A 19,720-nucleotide genomic window follows, 5' to 3' on the forward strand; every position below is an offset into this window, starting at 1 on the left:
TATCATCTTGTTCGATCTGGCAGAGATTTTGTTAAACAAAACACCGTTTAGTGCTCAGTCGATGTATTTAACAGGCACTTATAGGTAAGTATTAGAGGCTATTTGTAAATGATAAATGCATTACGTTAATAAAGTCTTACCTCGAAACTCCTGAATAGAAAACGGGCATTTTACCTATACAACCTATTGATTGATGAAGCACCATTACGTATCATTAAAAATTTACAGGAAGGCATTAGCTCTCTTTTTCATATTGACTTTATGTACGGCACTCGCTGTACAAGCGCAGGTCAGCGGACATGTGTTCAGGGATTTCGATATGAACGGGGTGCGCTCCGATACGCTCCCCATTGAGCCAGGTATTTCGGGCGTTACAGTCCGGGCGTTTGTTGACTTGAGCAAAACGCCAATTCTAACTACGACTAGCAACGCGGGGGTTTATTCATTTTCCAGTGCCGATGTGCCCGCAGGTAAATCTGTACGTATCGAATTTACTAATCTGCCAACAGGAAATTACAATGGCCCTTATGGAAACAGTAGCGGTACAAGCGTTCAGTTTACAAAAGCGCCTGCCAGTGCTATTAACGTAGGAATTAATTACCCGTCTGATTATTGTCAACCTTCTGGGGTTGAAATAGCTGTACCAATTTACGTTAATGGTAATACTCAGGTAACGACCGATGAAAACGGAAATCCAGTGCCAGAGGATAAGCAAGCGGCCAGGAGCAGTGCGCTTATTCGAGTGTCCTACAATGCATTTGGCGTTGCCGGGCCGTCTAATTTCCCGGTAAATAGTCTGGCAACAGGCCAGCAGGTAGGAGCTACCTGGGGAGTAGCATATCAGCGTCGGTCAAAAAAGTTATATACTAGCGCGGTCATAAAACGGCACATGAGTTTTGGGCCATTAGGTTCGGGTGGAATATATGTTACTGATCTTGCTAGTGGTACAACTAGTAATTTTGTCGATTTAAAAACGATTGGCATCGATACCGGTGACGACCCGCATAGTGGATTGTTTGGCGATAAAACGCAAGCCAGCGTCGATGCGGGGCCTATGGTCGCTATGGGGCGTACGAGTATTGGTGGAATGGACGTCTCTGAAGATGATAAGACGTTGTATCTTGTCAATTTAAAAGATCGAAAACTATACGGAATTTTTATTGATTCGCCCGGCCGGACACCAACTGCGGCTGATGTTAAATCCTGGGCTATCCCAGACCCGGGTTGCTCGAATGGCGATTTTCGACCCTGGGCCGTAAAATTTCACCATGGTAAAGTATATGTTGGTGTTGTCTGCTCAGCCGAAACTTCACAGCAACAGGCTGATTTAAAGGCGACTGTCTACCGTTTTGACCCAGCAGCAACTCCGGCTTTCGAAGAGATTTTATCCTTTCCACTCGATTTTCGGCGTGGGCCAGCCGACGGGACCTTTGATCCACTTGATCCCAGCCGGTCCTGCACAAAATATGACCATTGGCTCCCCTGGACAAATGCGTGGCCGGAAACCTGCGGATTAGGTCAGAATCCTACGTTCGTGATGTTTCCGCAGCCTATTCTAAGTAGTTTTTCGTTTGATGACGATGGGTCTATGTTGATCGGGCTTCTGGATCGCTTTGGACATCTGGCTGGCTTAGTAAATCACGATCCACAAGGCCAGGGATTTTACAACGGTTTTACAGGGGGGGATTTGTTACGTGCCTACATTCACAATGGGGAATATGTGCTGGAAAGCAATGGAATAGCCGGAGATCGGACAGGAAGTGGGGTTGCAAATAACGAAGGCCCGGGTGGGGGGGAGTTCTACGGACACGACGATTGGTATTTTATCCGACGTGTTGCTCACTCCGAAGTTACAAATGGCGCATCCGTAGTTATTCCGGGTTATAATGAAGTTGTTACGTCGGCTTATGATCCACTCGACAATGTTTATCAATCGGCTGGCCTGAAGGTCTTTAGCAATACAGATGGCGGTGAAAATCGGAATTACGTGATCTATACACAGCAGCCGGGTTCGTTTGGAAAAGCCTCTGGTTTGGGCGATACAAAAGCGTTGTGCGACGTAGCACCCGTCCAGATTGGTAACCGGGTCTGGTTCGACGATAACCGCGATGGGATTCAGGACGCGTATGAACCCGGTGTCGATGGTATTGTCCTGACGCTGCACGATATGGAAAGTGGGGGCGCACAGGTGGGTACGCAAACTACTCACGACGGAGGGCAATATTATTTTAACAACACGACGGTTCCGGCGGGCATCAAGTTTGGGCATAAATACGAAGTCCGCATGGATACCACTCAGTTACCACGATTGGACATTACGCTTAGAGGTGCCAAACCCATCGCACAGGCTGGTGGTCGGCAGGGGGCTATCCCACAGCGGCATTATACGATTTCGCCGAAAGACCGGTCTGATTTTAGCGAAGCTGACTTACGCGATTCTGACGCTAGGGTAGTGGGCAATTCAGCCGTAATTCCGCTAACAACCATGGATGCTGGTCAGAATGATTTTACATACGATTTGTCGATGTACTCCTGCCCTGAGTTAACGACCGAGAAAGATACCATCATCGTTTGTCCGGGGGGACGTATCGACTCGATTGCCGCCACGGGAAATCACCTGAGTCGGGTCGATTCGGTTCGGTTTGTGGTGTTCAGCGGTCCGCAATCGGGAACGGCTATGTATGGTAGCGGAGGAACTGTGCTAGGTATGGTGAAGCCCGATTCGAGTAACCGGGCTGTGCTGTACAATCCAGCCATTACTATGTCGGCTGGAGGTAATCAATACGTTTACGCCATCATTTATCCGACACCCGAGAATCCCTCCTGCCGCCAGACTGATGAAACGGTTATTGAGCCTACTCCTGCCGTAACGTTGACAGCCATAGGCGGAAAACTCGACTGCTCGGTATTGTACACAACGCTGCAAAGTCAGTTTCGCTACGTAAACGGATCAGGCGTGCCTTCTGCAAGCTTCAACTGGACGGGGCCTGGAAGTTTTAACAGCGCTCAGCAGTTGGCGGTGGCAACGGTAGCAGGAACGTATAGCGTCACGGCTACGAATCTCGACTGTCCAGGCCAAACAGCAACTGCTCAGGTGGAAGTAGTGGCCGATACGGCAAAACCAGCCCTGATTGCAAATGGTGCTTATAGACTTTGTAGAACCTGTAGTGGTCGTTTGCATGCCGAAGCACCCGGTGCTACGTTTTTCTGGCGAGGGCCTAACGGATTCACCAGCACAGAAGCTGAACCATTGGTAAGTGTTGTAGGCTTCTATACCGTTACGGCTACGTTACCTGGCGGATGTTCTACATTTGCAGTTGTCGAATTCTCTCTCCCCATTACGGCTCCTCCCGATCCCTGCCTACCTCAGTGCTTACCGATAACCATATCCAGACTCAGGCGATAAGCCGAAACTAGTTTATAGTGAACTCGGGATTCGTTTTACCCCATAGGGTTCTAATGTTTGTAGTAAAAGTGCCCCACGATCACCCTCCGTGCCGTAGGCACCTAACAGTAGCTCTTGGTTAGGTGCCTACGGCACGGAGGGTGAGGGCAGAGACTATAACCATTTGGTGCTTACGGCACGTAACGTATTGAAGGAACCTAAAATAGTCCCGAGTTCACGTTAGTTTATAGTGAATACTGGCTAAGTCAACGTATTGCTGACGCGTAGAGCTTCGACAGGCTCAGCCTGACAAACTAGCTTGAGTGAAAAATAAATGGACTATCAGACTGAGCCAGTCGAAGCCCTAAGCGCCAGCAATACGTTATAAATGAATTAGTTAACTTGCCAATTGATACGTTGTTCACGTTAGCTTATTGTAGAAGCCGCTACGTCCTATCATGGAGCCTTTATCAGTAAAATTGGTCGGAATCTTTGTCGATACGTATTCGTTGTCTTTGAAATGATTTCCCTCAATTTGTGGATATCATAAAAGAGAAGTCGTTTTGGGTGAAACGACTGTATTTGTTGACGTGAATCGATGCAGGTATTTGATGTAATTATTGTAGGTGGAGGCCCCTGTGGATTAGCAGCGGGTATTGAAGCCACTAAAGCCGGACTGAGCCATTTGATTCTGGAAAAGGGTAGCCTGACTGAATCCATTCGGGAATACCCTCGTCGGATGCGCTTCTTCTCGACCGCCGAGAACATTGAAATCGGTGGATTGCCGTTTCCGATATCGGGCGTAAAAGCCAGTCGCGACGAAGCGCTTCAGTATTACCGGAAAGCAGCGGCTTATTACAAGCTGAATTTTAAACTGTTTCAGGAGGTTTGGGAGGTAAAAAAGGAAAAAGACCTGTTCACTGTTTCCACTACGTCGGGTGATACGTATCAGGCCCGGAAAGTGATTATGGCCACGGGCTATTTTACCCATCCTCGCTGGCTCAATATTCCGGGCGAAAACCTGCCGCACGTATCACATTATTATGATGAGCCGTTCAAATATTCCTTTACCAACGTAGTACTTATCGGTGCATCGAATTCGGCGGTTGAAGCGGCTCTGGAACTATATCGACACGACGTAACTATTACGGTTGTACACCGGGGCGAGGATTTTCGGAATACCGTTAAATACTGGCTGGTACCCGACGTGAAAAATCGTGTGAAAGAGGGGAAAATCAAAACGATGTTCGATTCATGCGTAACGCAGATTGACGAACGTAACGTAACGGTTTCCAATTTGAAAACCGGCGACGAAACCCAACTCCCTGCCGATTTCGTCTTTATTCTGACGGGATACATTCCCGACGCCGATTTGCTACGTCGTTGCGGTATTGTGTTGGATTCCGAATCGCAGGTACCGGTTTTCGACAAGGAAACCTTCGAGACGAATATTCCCGGTCTCTACGTCTGCGGAACGGTGCTGGCGGGTATTCACACCGAAAAAGTATTCATTGAAAACGGTCGTGAACACGCTCAGTCGATAATCGACCACATCATGGGTCGCGAAGTACACAAAGTAGCGGAGTTGATTGACCGGATTTAATGTACGGGCCAAGCTGGAGCTTGGTCCGTACAAATCTTACCACGTCCGCTTACTCATTACTTTATCCAACTCTGCCCGCGTCATGGTGCCTAATTCGGGGTGCTGAGTGAGCCATTTCAGGAATTCGGTTTTGATTTCATCGGTCCACTGGCTGTCGATTTGGCCGGTGGTGTAACGGCCTGATTTCACCGCTTCAAAACCAAATTGATCTTTTCGGGTGACGAATTCGCAGGTGGTGATGACCTGTTCGGCCATGTGCGCAGGCACGAATAACACGCCCTCCCGCTGCGCAATCACCAGATCGCCGGGTAATACAATGGCGCCACCGATGCGAATGGGGGAGTTGAGCCCCATCAATACCATCTCTTCGATAAAGGACGGGTGAAAATCGCGCACGAAAGCGTTGAAACCTTTGATATTCTGTAGTTCCTGCAAATCTCTGGCGGCTCCGTTAAACACGACGCCATTGCCGCTCTTGCTGAAAATGGCGTTGCCTAACGTAGCGCCCATCAACGTACCACCCCCAATTTTTCCGTAAGCGTCTGCTACGTATACATCGCCCCTGGTCAACGTTTCAATGGGCCAGGCGTTGGTGTTTCCTTTACGTCCCTGTTTGGTAGTGCCACGTTCCTTGATGGCTTTTTCAACATCAGGGCGACTTGGCATAAACATCGCCGTAACGGCCCGGCCAACCACTGCTACGTCGTTCTGAATCAGCTTCCAGCCTCCTTCAAACTGGTTGGTATACCCTTCGTTTTTCAGTACCGTCCAGGCATCGTCCAAACCAATGTTTTTGGCTCGTTCGAGTAACCCATCGGGAATTTTGGGGCGACCATCCGGGAAACGTTCGCCTTTCCATTCGGCTGTCAGAAAGGTTAATTCTTCTTTTGGTAGGGTTTGGGCGGATGAAGTGGTAATTCCACAGAGAGTAGTAAGAAACGCTACGTAGGCAATTCGAAATTTCATCAATTCGGTTGTTTATGGTCGGAAATGGTCATTTGTAGTTATTGATGGTCAGGAGTAGTCATTTGTTGACTTTTGACCCTTTTGTCGGAACACGTTTTTGTCATGCTGAGGAACGAAGCACCTTAAGGTTTCCAAACAAGTCGGTAAGAAAATCTTAAGATGCTTCGTTCCTCAGCATGACAAAAAAGCTCCGATAAATGACTACAAACGGCAAGATACTCAATGCCCTTCCTTCGCCAGATAAGCGTCTATATCTTTTTGGGTGATGGCCAGCTTTTTCGGGTATTTGCTTACCCAGGTGCGGAATTCGCCTTTGATATTAGCCGACCAGTCGCCGTGGATTTCGCCCGATGGATATTTGCCCTGCTGTAGTAACACCCGTTCAAACTCATCACGTAACGCCGTCATTTCCGAAGCCGACACCAACCCTTCAACTAGATGCGCTGGAATGAACACGACGCCATACTCATTGGCAAACACTACGTCGCCGGGAAATACCGTCACTTCGCCAATTCGGATGGGCGCGTTGATGGACGTGGGCGTCATGTCTTTGATATACGAGGGATCATGTCCTTTCACCCAGGCGTTGAATCCTTTAGTATCTTTCAACTCCTGCATGTCGCGTACGGAGCCATAGAAAATGACACCTTTGCCGGTTTTACCATAGATGGCGTTGCCCAGACTGGAGCCAATCAACGTACCGTCTTTGATTTTTCCATAACCATCTGCTACGTAGATGTCGCCTTTGGTCAGAATATCGATGGGCCAGATGTTGATCCCGCCTTTCTGGGCTCGCCCTTCGGCTTTTCCCTGCTTCCGAACTAACGTATCGAGGTCGGGGCGGGTGGGCATGAATTGCGCTGTTACTACCCGACCGGTCATCGTTTCGCCGGGTTTTAGGATAACCCAGTTCTTTTCGACCTGATTTCGATACCCTTTATTGCCCAGATACCCCCAGATTTGCTCCAGTGTACAGTTTTGTAACCGTTCCAGCACAATCTCCGGTACGTTTGGGCGGCCATCCGGTAGGCGGTCCCCTTTCCAGTTTGAGGTTAAGGCCGTAACGTATTCAACCGAGGAACCGATACGTTGTGCCTGGGTAGTTGTTACTACGGAAAATGTAGCAATTGTTCCAATTAAAAGATTATTTATGAGAGCTTTAAATGATAGTATTTTTTTCATATTACAACGGAGAAAAGGAGCTTGCTGTGGAGATAAAAGGCGAATTGATAAGTAAAATACTGCCATTGATTCATTTTATAGCTGAATACCCGAAAACCAAGACTAACTGTTTCAATATGAAAAATATCTTCGCCCGTTTAGCCGCTTCCGGTAATGGATCGGATCGCCGTGATTTCCTGCGGAATGCCGGTTTAGGCGGCTTATCGCTGGGATTTGCGTTCGAGAAAAAGCCATTTGCCACTGAGCAGGAGCTTGAGTTCATCACGCAGAAAGTAAGCCGTGACTCAAAACCGAATGAACTGAAAATCACCGATATGCGGATAGCCGTTCTGCAAGGTGTGCCATTCAGCAGCCCAATTATCCGGATCGATACAAACCAGGGCCTTATCGGCTGGGGCGAAGTGCGCGACGGGGCCAGCGCCAATTACGCGCTGATGCTCAAGAGCCGGATTCTGGGTAAAAACCCCTGTAACGTAGAGCAGATTTTCAAGCAGATCAAGCAATTTGGTAACCATAGCCGGGCGGCTGGTGGCGTATGTGGCGTTGAGATGGCACTCTGGGATTTGGCTGGAAAGGCCTACAACGTACCTGCTTATCAGATGCTGGGTGGAAAATACCGCGATTACGTTCGGTTATATGCCGATACGCCCGAGGCCGATTCGTATGAAGGATTTGCCAAAAACATGCAAAAGCGCCGGGATCAGGGTTATTCGTTCCTGAAAATGGACTTTGGTATCGGTATGCTGGCCGACCAGCCGGGTATGCTGGTGAATGGCAGCAACTGGAGCGTAAGACGGCAGTGGAACGATAGTGAACCGGGTAAACTGGGAAATTACGCCAATACGAAACACCCTTTTACGCGCATTCAGGTGACGAAGAAAGGATTGGATAGGTTGGTGGAACACGTTGGCAAAGTGCGCGACATTGTCGGTTATGATACACCCCTGGCGGCCGACCACTTTGGCCATTTCGACGTAAATACCGCTATTCAGATTGGTCGGGCGATGGAGCCTTTCCGTTTGGCCTGGCTCGAAGATCTTGTGCCCTGGTTCTACACCGATCAATGGAAACAGATTACCGATGCCATCGATACACCAACGCTGACAGGTGAAGATATCTTCCTGAAAGAAGAATTCATTAAACTCATCGACGCCAAAGCCATCGACATGATTCACCCGGATCTGGCATCGTCGGGAGGCTTGCTGGAAACCAAAAAAATCGGTGATTACGCCGAAGAAAAAGGTATTCCGATGGCAATGCACTTTGCAGGTTCGCCCATTTGCATGATGGCGAACGTACACTGCGCAGCTGCAACCGAGAATTTTGTGGCTCTCGAACACCACGGCGTAGATGTTGCCGGTTGGGAGGACATTGTAACGGGCATGAAACCCATTGTGGATAAAGGCTTCGTAAAAGTACCCGATAAACCCGGTCTGGGCGTCGAACTGAACGAGGAAGCGGCCAAAAAATTCCTCAGAAAAGGCGCTACGTGGTTCGCACCGACCGATACCTGGAATACTAGAGATTCGAGTGACCGCGAGTGGAGTTAATCAGGAATAAATAATGTAATATGAATAATGACCAGCAGAACCATTATTCATTCAATAGATTTTTCAACGCATTTTCTAAATCGCCGAAGAGATACCGAAAGGATGTCTCTTCGGCGATACGTTTATTTAGTACGTAGTTTCCGCCGAGGACTGTAATTGCCAGTTCGCCGAACATGAGTTTGATGACGAAGGCCGGAATATTTGGTAGCAACATCGGCCGGTGTATTACGTTGGCTATCGACCGAGTTAGCCCTTCGTTCGTGACGGGCGTAGGCGCAACGGCATTATAAACGCCCTGCCACGACGTATCAGTCAACGCGTTGATAATGAGTCGGCATAAATCGTCGAGGTGAATCCAGGAAATGTACTGATGACCGGAGCCAATCGGCGCACCGGCACCCAGTCGAATGGGTTGTGTTAGTTTGGGGAGCGCCCCGCCCTCCTTCATCAATACTACGCCGATACGTAGTTTAACGGTACGTATGCCAAGCGTTGCCAGCTGGTCTTCCGAACGCTCCCAGGCACGTACCACCTGCGCCAGAAAATCAGTTCCGCCCTGCGTAGTTTCGGTTAAGGGACGGTCGCCGGTATCGCCACCGTAGTAACCAATGGCCGAAGCGCCGATAAACGATTTAACGTGGTGTGGGTGCTGGGCCAGTGACTGAACAAGTAAGTCGGTCGATTGGGTGCGGCTTTCCAGGATGTCTGCTTTACGTTCGTCGGTCCAGCGTTTATCCGCGATTCCTTCGCCCGCCAGATGAATGATATGGTCGGCATTCTGAATCGCTTTCAAGTCAATTTCCCCTTTTTTTACGTCCCATTTATAGACTGTTACGTTGGGCTGAGATGGCTGAGCGGACGTAGCACGACTGAGTAACGAAACCTGAAAGCCTTGTTGCTGGAGCAGTTGGGTAAGCCGACGGCCAATGGAACCGGTGCCGCCTGTAATAAGAACATTTTGACTCATGCGAATGACTCATTCCGACCCAGTTGGACGTAACAGTATTACGTAGCAGGAACCGGAACTTGTTTATGTATTGGGCCTGAAAAACTTGCTATAATTCATTATACAACTCCGCATCCGCTCTCTTGTTTTAGCGCAAATACTAATTTATGACAAGCGGTTTGTCCTAAAATTGAAAGAAACTGACCCAAATTTGATAATGGATATTGCTATATTTACAATACAATAAATTCTTGTTATATTAATATATTTTCGTTTTTGAAACTATGCGCTCAACGTTTATTAATTTGCTTATTGGGGTGATATGGATGGCATTTTGTCTGTCAACAAACGCTCAGAATCAAGCCGTGTGCGGAACGGAAATAAGCGCTGCCGATGCCAAAGAGCTTCGGCAGAAGATGCTGGCTCTCAAGCAGAAGATGGCTAGAAAGAGCGCTTTCACTACGTTGACTTACGTACCGATTCGTCCGCATATCATTCGGAAGAGCGACGGCTCCGGGGGCTTCGAATTGTCGAACATGAACGAGGTGATGGCCATGACCAATCGGCAATACATGATGAATGGCGTGGGCATTCAGTTCTATTTTGCTGGTACAACCCCGGATTATATCGATAACGACGATGTATGGGCAAGTTTCGCCGGTCCTCCCGGCCCATTTGATGTGCCGAATGCCCTGAATCAATATTATGTACATTTTATACAGGGTAACTATGCCGGACTTGGTAATTATCCCGGTAACTACGTGGGTTCTACTCAGTCTATTATAAACGTGAGTAAGATTGCCACTTCCAAACGAGCCATTGGTGAACATCTGATTCCGCATGAACTGGGCCATAATTTTGGCTTAGATCACACCTTTGGTAGCGGTAACGGCACAAATGTATCTAACGAGTTAGTGACCCGTGGCCCGGGGGCAAACTGCTCTACCGAAGGCGATTTTGTCTGCGACACTCCCGCCGACCCATCAAACAGGCCCGGCGTAGTTGTCAACTACATCAACGGTTGCTACGTCTATGACCCTGCCAGCACTGCCCGCGACGCCAATGGTGAGCCGTATAATCCGTCGATGACCAACATTATGTCGTCCTGGGGTAGTAATAGTTGTCTCAACGATTTCACGGCGGGGCAGCACGACCGTATCCAGCAGGGCCTCGCACTACGTCAGTCGCACACTGCCTACACGCTCGATGCGCCAGCAACCGATTTAGCCCCCCCCACAAATCTTAGTTTAACGTTTACGCTTGCCCAAAAAACAGTAACTGCTACGTGGCAGGATAATACCACCAGTGAAATGGGCTATTTCATCGAACGCGCTACGTCGGCATCGGGGCCTTTTGTGCCGATAGGTGGCGTGGCTCCTAACGTAACGACATTTACAGACACGCTCGCGCAGACCGATGTAATCTATTACTACCGCATTCGGCCGTCCAACACGACTATCAATCATCTTAGCCCGACGGTATCTGTCAGTACCAATTCCTGTTTACCCATTCAGGCTACTTCTCCAAACCCGGCCCGCACGTCGGCTGTTTTAAACTGGTATGGAAATTTTGGCCCATCGTATAACCTGAACTGGCGATTATCGGGGGCTACCGAGTGGAATGCCGTCGATGGAATCCCGTCGGCTGGGTACTCACTTACCGGCCTGACGGCTGGTACTACGTATGAATGGCGGGTCCAGGCTGTCTGTTCGGCCACATCGGTATCCGCTTTTGTGCAGGGGCAAACGTTTACTACGTTCACCTGCGTGGCTCCATACACGTTAGGCAATACCGGCGCTACGTCATCGTCGGTCGGACTTTTTTGGTACGTTAGCTATAATGAATCAGGCCGGACGTACGAACTACGGTATCGACCCATCGGAACACCCAACTGGAACACCGTCAGCGGCATTACCAGCCAGTCGTATTCGCTGACGGGGCTTACCAACAACACGGCCTACGAATGGCAGGTGAAGAGTGTATGTTCACCGACCGAGAGTTCAACGTTTACAGCGAGTAGTACATTCGCCACCGTCTGCCGGGTACCGACTACGACGAACAGCCTGGCGTCGCAAACCCGGGCTCAACTGCAATGGACGCAGCAGGCTTCTACCAATGCTCAGGCGTTTCAGCTGCGCTACCGTCCCGTCGGAAATCCGACCTGGACAACCGTTACTACGTCCATCCAGCCAACATACAGCCTCAGCGCTCTATCGCCTGATGTTACGTATGAATGGGAAGTAGCCTCGGTCTGTTCGGCCAGTGCCGTTTCCGATTTCTCCAGTTCAGCTACATTTACCACGGGCTGTTTTCCACCCAAATCTCAGGATCTGAATACATCCAGCATTATGCCCGGATCGGTTGAGTTTTACTGGTTTGTTGGGGCAGATCCCGGTACGTTGTTCACGCTACGTTACCGCCCGACAGGTACACCCACCTGGACAACGGTGAGTAATCTGACGGCAACGACTACCAACAGCCTTTATACGTCAAGGACCTATTTGCAAACGGGTCTACTACCCGGCACCAATTATGAATGGGAAGTGGCAACTGCCTGTTCGCCAACACAAAGTTCGACGTTTACAGCAGGGCCTACTTTCTCAACGCAGTGCGCAACTCCGTTCAACTTATACCCGACTGTTTTTGTCACATCGGCCTATTTATACTGGGATGCGGTAAGTCCTGCGGCTACCTATGAAGTGCAGTATCGGCAAGCCGGTACGTCAAATGACTGGACAACCATTACCAACATTAATAGCACGACCGTAACGGTGACGGGGCTAAGCAGCAATTCGTCATACGACTGGCAGGTGAGAACCAAATGTGGCAACGGAAGCTTTTCGCCTTATTCGTCGGTACGTACCTTTTACACCCCTGGCTGCACCGTTCCCACCAATTTACTGACCACCAACCTGACCACTACCTCGGCCCAGCTCAACTGGAGCTTTGCGGCTGCCAACGCCGATACCCGCTACCAGGCTCGCTACCGGGCCCTGGGCGCTACGGACTGGATCGTTCTCGATAATCTGACCAGCAGCAATGGGGCGGGCTACACCGTCCTCAACGGGCTGATGAGTGGAACGGCTTACGAGTGGCAGATTCGCACGCTGTGTTCGGTGGGGGAGAGTTCCTCATTCAGCGGTTCGGTTACGTTTTCCACGCCGGTTCCCTGTAGCGGGATGTACACTCTGAAATCGGGTTCGTGGAGTGATGTGACGGTTTGGTCGTGCAACCGGTTGCCGGTTGGCTCGGACGTGGTAGAGCTCAAGCACGTCGTGAATCTACCGGCGGGCTACGTAGGGACAGCGCAACGATTGCAATTTTTTCCGGGTATCACACTTACCTATGGAGCCGATGCCCGATTAAGACTAGGTTTCTAACAGAGATATCTATTTCTCACAGCATCTATGAATATACAACTATTGGTTAACAGGCTGTTTGCTGGCTTTCTGCTGTGCAGTAGTGTTCAGTACGTATCAGTTGCGCAGAAACAGCAGCCGCAATCACAATCCGTTTGTGGTACTGAACTAAGTGCTACTACTGCTAAAGAGCTGAAGCAGAAGATGCTGACTTTCAAAAAGAAAGTAGGTGCCAACAGCGCCTTCACTACGTTGACTTACATTCCGGTTCGTCCGCATATTATTCGAAAAAGCGACGGCTCTGGTGGCTTCGAATTATCGGGCATGAACGAGGTGATGGCTATGGCTAACAAGTATTACATGGTAAATGGGTTAGGTATTCAGTTTTACTTCGCCGGTGAATCCGTCGATTATATCGATAACGACGATGTGTGGGCAAATTTCGCCGGTCCTCCCGGCCCATTTGATGTGCCAAATGCCCTGAATCAGTACTACGTTCATAAAATACAGGGCGACTATGGGGGACTTGCCTCTTTTCCTTCGAATAATGTGTATTCGACCGAGTCGTTTATTGCGGTCGATAATACGCCTAATGTCAAACAAGTTTTGGGCAATTATATAATTCCGCACGAATTCGGTCACAATTTTGGGTTATACCATACATTTGGCGGGGGGAGCGGGGAATCACTAACTACGGAATTGGTTACGCGAGGACCTGGGGCAAACTGCGAAACCGCTGGCGATTTCATCTGTGATACCCCCGCCGATCCGTTTACAAATCAAGATAGGCCCACCTACAATTTCGACCCCAATGGTTGCTTCGTATATGACCCCGCCAATACCGTCCGCGACGCTAATGGGGAACCGTATAACCCGTCGTTAACCAACATCATGTCGTACTGGGCCGGTACTAACTGTACGCACGATTTCACAGCGGGGCAGTACGACCACATCCAGCAGGCCCTCGCGCTACGCCAGTCGCACACGGCTTATACGCTTGATTATGGGCCAACGCCCATGACGCCCCCCAGTAACCTTAGTTTGACGTTTGCACTTTCGCAGCGAACGGTTACGGCGACCTGGCAGGATAATTCCAGCACGGAATTAGGCTATTTCATCGAACGCGCTACGTCGCCGTCGGGGCCTTTCATACCGGTGGGTGGGGTTGCCCCCAACGTAACGACGTTTACGGATACGCAGGTGCCGCTCGACGTAACGTTTTACTACCGTATTCGCCCGTCTAATACCATCACCGCCCACCTCAGCCCGACGGTGACCATCAATACGACTTCCTGTGCACCTGTTCAGTCTACTTCCCCAAGTCCGGCCCGAACGTCGGCCGTTTTAAACTGGTATGGAAATTTTGTGTCTACGTATAACATCCGGTGGCGCGTAGCCGGAGCTACCGAGTGGACCACTGTGAATGGTATCGCTTCCGGTAGTTATTCGCTTACCGGCCTGACGGCTGGTACTACGTATGAATGGGGCGTACAATCGGTCTGTTCGGCCACGTCGGTATCTGCTTTTGTGCAGGGACAAACCTTTACTACGTTCACCTGTCTGGCTCCCTATTTTTTAGGCACTACGGGCGCTACGTCATCCTCGGCGGGGCTTTACTGGTACCTTACTTATGGTGAATCAGGCCGGACGTACGAACTACGGTATCGACCTACCGGAGCGCCGAACTGGAACACCATCAGCGGCATTAGCAGTCAATCGTATTCACTAACGGGGCTTACCAACAATACCGCTTATGAGTGGCAGGTGAAGAGCGTATGTTCACCAACTGAGAGTTCAACGTTTACGGCGAGCAGCACATTTACGACTACCTGCCGGGTGCCTAATGTAACGAGCAGCGTGGCATCACAGACAAGGGCCAGGCTGCAATGGTCGGCACCTTTTCCCAGCGATGCCCAATCGTTTCAACTTCGCTATCGGCCCATTGGCAATCCGAACTGGATAACCGTTACTACGTCCATCCAGCCAGTTTATGATCTCAGCGGACTTACCTCTGGTACTACGTATGAATGGGAGGTAGCGTCGGTCTGTTCGGCCAGTGCGGTTTCCGATTTTTCTACTCTTACTACGTTTACGACGGGCTGTTCCCCGATCAAACCCCAGGATTTAAACGCAACCAACAGTATGTCCTCATCGGTTCGGTTAAACTGGTTTGCAACTGCGGACCCCGGTACGTTGTTCACGCTACGTTACCGACCGATAAGCACACCTACCTGGACTACCGTATCGAATCTGACCGCAATTACCAACAACGGTGTCTATACGTTTGGAAATTATGACTTGACTGGCTTAACGCCGGGTACCAGTTACGAATGGGAAATGGCAACCGCCTGCTCACCAACACAAAGTTCGACGTTTACGCCAGGCCCCCCCTTTCCCACCCTGTGCTCGACTCCGGTTAATTTATACCCCACCGTTTTTGTTACGTCGGCTTACTTATACTGGGATGCGGTCGGACCAGGTGCTACGTATGAGGCTCGCTACCGGTTAGCCGGTACGCCAAATAACTGGACAACCATTACCAACATTAACAGCACGACTGTTACGTTGACGGGATTAAGCAGTAATTCGGCCTATGACTGGGAAGTACGAACGATTTGTGGGAATACTAGCTCATCTAATTTCTCTTCAACACGAACCTTTTACACCCCTGGCTGCACCGTTCCCACCAATTTACTGACCACCAACCTGACCACTACCTCGGCCCAGCTCAACTGGAGCTTTGCGGCTGCCAACGCCGATACCCGCTACCAGGCTCGCTACCGGGCCCTGGGCGCTACGGACTGGATTAGTCTCGATAATCTGACCAGCAGCAATGGGGCGGGCTACACCGTCCTCAACGGGTTGAGCAGTGGAACGGCTTACGAGTGGCAGATTCGCACGCTGTGTTCGGTGGGGGAGAGTTCCTCATTCAGCGGTTCGGTTACGTTTTCCACGCCGGTTCCCTGTAGCGGGATGTACACCCTGAAATCGGGTTCGTGGAGTGATGTGACGGTTTGGTCGTGCAACCGGTTGCCGGTTGGCTCGGACGTGGTAGAGCTCAAGCACGTCGTGAATCTACCGGCGGGCTACGTAGGGACGGCGCAGCGATTGCAATTTTTTCCGGGTATCACACTTACCTATGGAGCCGATGCCCGATTAAGACTAGGTTTCTGAAGAAGAGCTATCTTGGCTATCTCTTTTTTACAGCGTTTATGAAACTACATTTATTTGCCATCAAACTCCTTGCTGGCTTTCTGTTGTGCAGTAGTGTTCAGTACGTATCAGTTGCGCAGAAACAGCCGGAACCGAATTGTGGTACGGAAATAAGTCCGGAACAGGCCAAAGCGTTGCAGCAGCAAGCGATACTGGCCTTCAAGCGGAAGATGGCCACCAACGGAGTCTTCACTACGGTAACCTACGTACCGATTCGCCCGCACATCATCCGCCGGAGCGATGGAACCGGCGGATTCGATCTGGCGAGTTTAAATACTGTCATGGCGGCTACAAATCGCTATTACATGACTAATGGCCTGGGTATTCAGTTCTATTTCGCTGGGGAGATGCCCCATTACATCAACAGTGATAGTTGGTATTACAATTTTCCCTATTACAATCTCCTGCCGCTGGATCCGCATGACGTAACAAACGCCATGAACCAGTATTATCCGTATTCTATAGAGAGTTCAGCGGCTGCGGGTTACGCCTTCTATCCTGACAACAGCATCGTATCAACCCGATCAGTGATCAGTACGAACCAGTCAAACGATTATATAGGTAATCACCTTATACCCCATGAGCTAGGGCATAATTTCAGTTTATTGCATACGCATGGGGCATCAAATGGCACCGTGCGTACTGATGAGCTGGTTACGCGTGGAGCTGGGGCCAACTGCACAGCCGCTGGTGACTTTATCTGCGATACGCCCGCCGATCCATATCTGATTGGTAATCAGTACGAATACGTTACTGTAGATGGCTGCCTCCAATATTCCCCCAATAATGTCTACCGCGACGCGAATGGTGACCCTTATACGCCATCGATAACAAATATCATGTCGTATTATCATTATTATGAGACAGACTGCCCGTCGCATTTTACGCCGGGGCAATACGAACGAATACAGGGGGGATTAGCTGTCCGGCAGGGTCACACGGCTTATACGCTTGATTATCCCGCGGTCAACGTAGCACCCGTCACCAATCTGAATGCAACGCCAAATAGCTTATGGGTACAACTTTCCTGGCAGGACAACGCGAACAACGAAATGGGCTATTTTATTGAACGTTCTACGTCGCCTTCTGCGGGTTTTGTATCGGTTGGTGGCGTGGAACCCAACGCTACGTCGTTCACAGATCGGACTATCAGCCCGAACACGACGTATTATTACCGGATTCGACCGTCTAACACCACCACAGGTAACCTGAGCCCGAATGCCACGATCACTACGTCCGCCATTCCGCCTATTACAGGTTTAACCACCACCAACATTACCGGAACCAGTGCACAGCTAATCTGGAATAGTCTGGGTGACGGGGTTGAATATGATGTTCAATGGCGTCAGATAGGGAATGCTACGTGGAATGTAGTACGACGCATTTCCGCTCCCACTACCCAAATCGGACCTCTGCTGACTATTACCGATTACGAATGGCAAGTCAAACCCTCTATTGGCAGTACCTATTCCGGGACTGTTACGTTCTCAACGGTCTGCCCAATTCCTAACAATCTATTCAGTGCATCCGAGCGGATTCGGGCTGTACTTTCCTGGGGTGGCGTCAGCAATCAAACCTATACGCTTCAGTGGCGGCAGGCTGGTACGTCAGACTGGACAACAGTTAATAATCTGACTACCAATACGTATACACTTAAAGAGCTTGCATCGACCACGGTTTATGAATGGCGGGTTCAGGATGTTTGCTCGCCAACAGTCCAGTCGGAGTTTAGCGCTCCTCAATCGTTTACTACCCGCTCGTGCCAACTTCCTTACTCAACGTCGCTGAATTCGGTGAGTGGAGACTTTGCCAGTCTATCCTGGTTTTTTAGTACGCCAGACCCACCACGGACTGTCGATCTGCGGTATCGCCCGGTTGGAACGCCCACCTGGACGACCATTAGCAGCCTTACTACTACGTATACAACGGGCACGTATCAGCTAACAGGGCTTGCAAACAATACGGTTTATGAATGGCAGCTACGTAGCGTCTGCTCATCTACCGACCAAACAGACTATACGGCCCCTAATTCGTTTACAACCATCTGCCGAACCCCAGGCAGTCTATTGGCTAAAACTTCGGCAACGCAGGCCCAGTTAAGCTGGCGGATTACGCCTTTTACCCAAAGTGGTAATACGTTTATCGTACAGTACCGGCCCGTTGGTTCGTCAAACTGGACCACCACTACGAGTACAGTTACCTCGTTCACTGGCGGCTCCGCCAATCTGAGCGGACTGACAACCGGTACTACGTATGAATGGCGCGTCCAGACGACCTGCTCACTAACGGCGCTGTCTGATTTCTCCAATATTGCCCAGTTTACCACCAATTGTTCGGTACCGCTGGCCAATGGTTTTTCGGTGGCATTCGTTACGTCGAACTCGGCACAATTGAACTGGACTATTATGGATGACCCGGCGAATCATTACGATGTTCGGTATCGTGTCGTCGGTTCGTCAAGCTGGACCACGATCAGCACACTTGGCACAAACGTTACGTTGACGGGGCTTACGAATTACACATCCTATGAATGGCAGGTGCGAACGGTATGCTACGAAAACGAATCCGCCGGTTTTACGGCTGGCCCGAATTTTACGACGCTTTGTCGGGCCCCCATATTCCGGGTTGCTAGTCCACAGGTCACGGCTGCTACGTTGAACTGGGAGCTAATTGGGGGGAATGTTACCTATAACATTCAGTACAGAAAATCGGGTACGACAAACTGGACAACTATCAATAACGTGACTAGTGCGAGTTATATCGTTACGAATCTTACAGCAAACACTACGTATGAGTGGCAATTGGCAACAATATGTTCTGACGGTATCACTATTGGGTACTCTCAGGGTGCGAATTTCACTACGTATGCCTGTGATAAACCAAGTGTCAATGCGGCAACGAACATAACGACCAACTCGGCTCAATTGAACTGGTATTTTAGTTATCCATCCGCCGATACACGTTTCCAGGCCCGCTATCGGGCGGTTGGCGCCACCGACTGGATTACACTGGATAATTTGATGAGTACGAGCAGTCTTGGCTACACGATTATAAACGGTTTGGCGAGCGGCACTACGTATGAATGGCAAATCCGAACGATCTGCTCAGCGTCCGAAAGCTCGGATTTCACGACCATTTCTACTAGCTATTCCAGGTTCCAGACCCTGACACCCTGCCCGATTATGTACACGATCCAGACGGGCTTGTGGAATGATCCGAGTACCTGGTCCTGCAATCGAATTCCCACTTCCGACGATGCCGTGCAGATCAAACACGCCGTAATTATTCCTGCCAGCTACATTGCCAACGCCCGACGTATCAACTACGATGCCGGGAAAGCCGTGAAATATGGAACGGATGCGCGACTGAAAACGGGGTTTTGAAGGAGTTTTAACGTTGAACCTGTTTAAACTTTTGTTTAGAGGAGACTTTTGTCATTCTGACGCAGGAAGAATCTTAACGATTCCTAGCACTCCAGTAAGGAATCGTTAAGATTCTTCCTGCGTCAGAATGACA

9 protein-coding genes are annotated in these 19,720 nt (G+C 49.9%); 6 read left to right on the forward strand and 3 right to left on the reverse strand.

The window, feature by feature from the left end:
• Positions 1-253: 253 nt before the first annotated feature.
• Together IC229_RS18590 and IC229_RS18595 are read left to right on the forward strand one after the other, a co-directional pair.
• Complete coding sequence (locus IC229_RS18590) at positions 254-3,406, forward strand: SdrD B-like domain-containing protein (protein ID WP_223834069.1); 3,153 nt, start codon at positions 254-256, stop codon at positions 3,404-3,406.
• A 577-nt stretch (positions 3,407-3,983) separates the two neighbouring features.
• Entirely contained in the window at positions 3,984-4,988 is a 1,005-nt protein-coding gene (locus tag IC229_RS18595; protein ID WP_190888511.1) for a YpdA family putative bacillithiol disulfide reductase, read from the forward strand.
• A 36-nt stretch (positions 4,989-5,024) separates the two neighbouring features.
• Here the strand turns inward: IC229_RS18595 and IC229_RS18600 are convergent, their stop codons facing one another.
• Both IC229_RS18600 and IC229_RS18605 read right to left on the reverse strand, forming a co-directional pair.
• Positions 5,025-5,954: an RraA family protein gene (locus IC229_RS18600; RefSeq protein WP_190888512.1), complete on the reverse strand. Its 930-nt coding sequence runs from the start codon at positions 5,952-5,954 to the stop codon at positions 5,025-5,027.
• 219 nt (positions 5,955-6,173) lie between these two features.
• Positions 6,174-7,136: an RraA family protein gene (locus IC229_RS18605; RefSeq protein ID WP_223834070.1), complete on the reverse strand. Its 963-nt coding sequence runs from the start codon at positions 7,134-7,136 to the stop codon at positions 6,174-6,176.
• A 116-nt stretch (positions 7,137-7,252) separates the two neighbouring features.
• Here IC229_RS18605 and IC229_RS18610 point away from each other — a divergent pair, with 116 nt between their 5' ends.
• A complete protein-coding gene (locus IC229_RS18610; protein ID WP_190888513.1) occupies positions 7,253-8,686 on the forward strand; it encodes a mandelate racemase/muconate lactonizing enzyme family protein in 1,434 nt (477 codons plus the stop codon).
• A gap of 43 nt (positions 8,687-8,729) precedes the next feature.
• On the opposite strand, the gene IC229_RS18615 is transcribed toward IC229_RS18610, so the two are convergent.
• Entirely contained in the window at positions 8,730-9,653 is a 924-nt protein-coding gene (locus IC229_RS18615) for a TIGR01777 family oxidoreductase (protein WP_190888514.1), read from the reverse strand.
• Positions 9,654-9,916: 263 nt separating this feature from the next.
• Between IC229_RS18615 and IC229_RS18620 the strand changes: the two genes are divergently transcribed.
• The 3 genes from IC229_RS18620 to IC229_RS18630 are packed head-to-tail and all read left to right on the forward strand — an operon-like array spanning position 9,917 to position 19,587.
• A complete protein-coding gene (locus tag IC229_RS18620) occupies positions 9,917-13,012 on the forward strand; it encodes a fibronectin type III domain-containing protein (RefSeq protein ID WP_190888515.1) in 3,096 nt (1,031 codons plus the stop codon).
• Between the two features lie 27 nt (positions 13,013-13,039).
• Positions 13,040-16,165: a fibronectin type III domain-containing protein gene (locus tag IC229_RS18625; protein WP_190888516.1), complete on the forward strand. Its 3,126-nt coding sequence runs from the start codon at positions 13,040-13,042 to the stop codon at positions 16,163-16,165.
• Positions 16,166-16,203: 38 nt separating this feature from the next.
• Complete coding sequence (locus tag IC229_RS18630) at positions 16,204-19,587, forward strand: fibronectin type III domain-containing protein (protein ID WP_190888517.1); 3,384 nt, start codon at positions 16,204-16,206, stop codon at positions 19,585-19,587.
• Positions 19,588-19,720 lie beyond the last annotated feature (133 nt).

The sequence above is a fragment of the Spirosoma profusum genome (assembly GCF_014699005.1).
Classification (GTDB): Bacteria; Bacteroidota; Bacteroidia; order Cytophagales; family Spirosomataceae; genus Spirosoma; species Spirosoma profusum.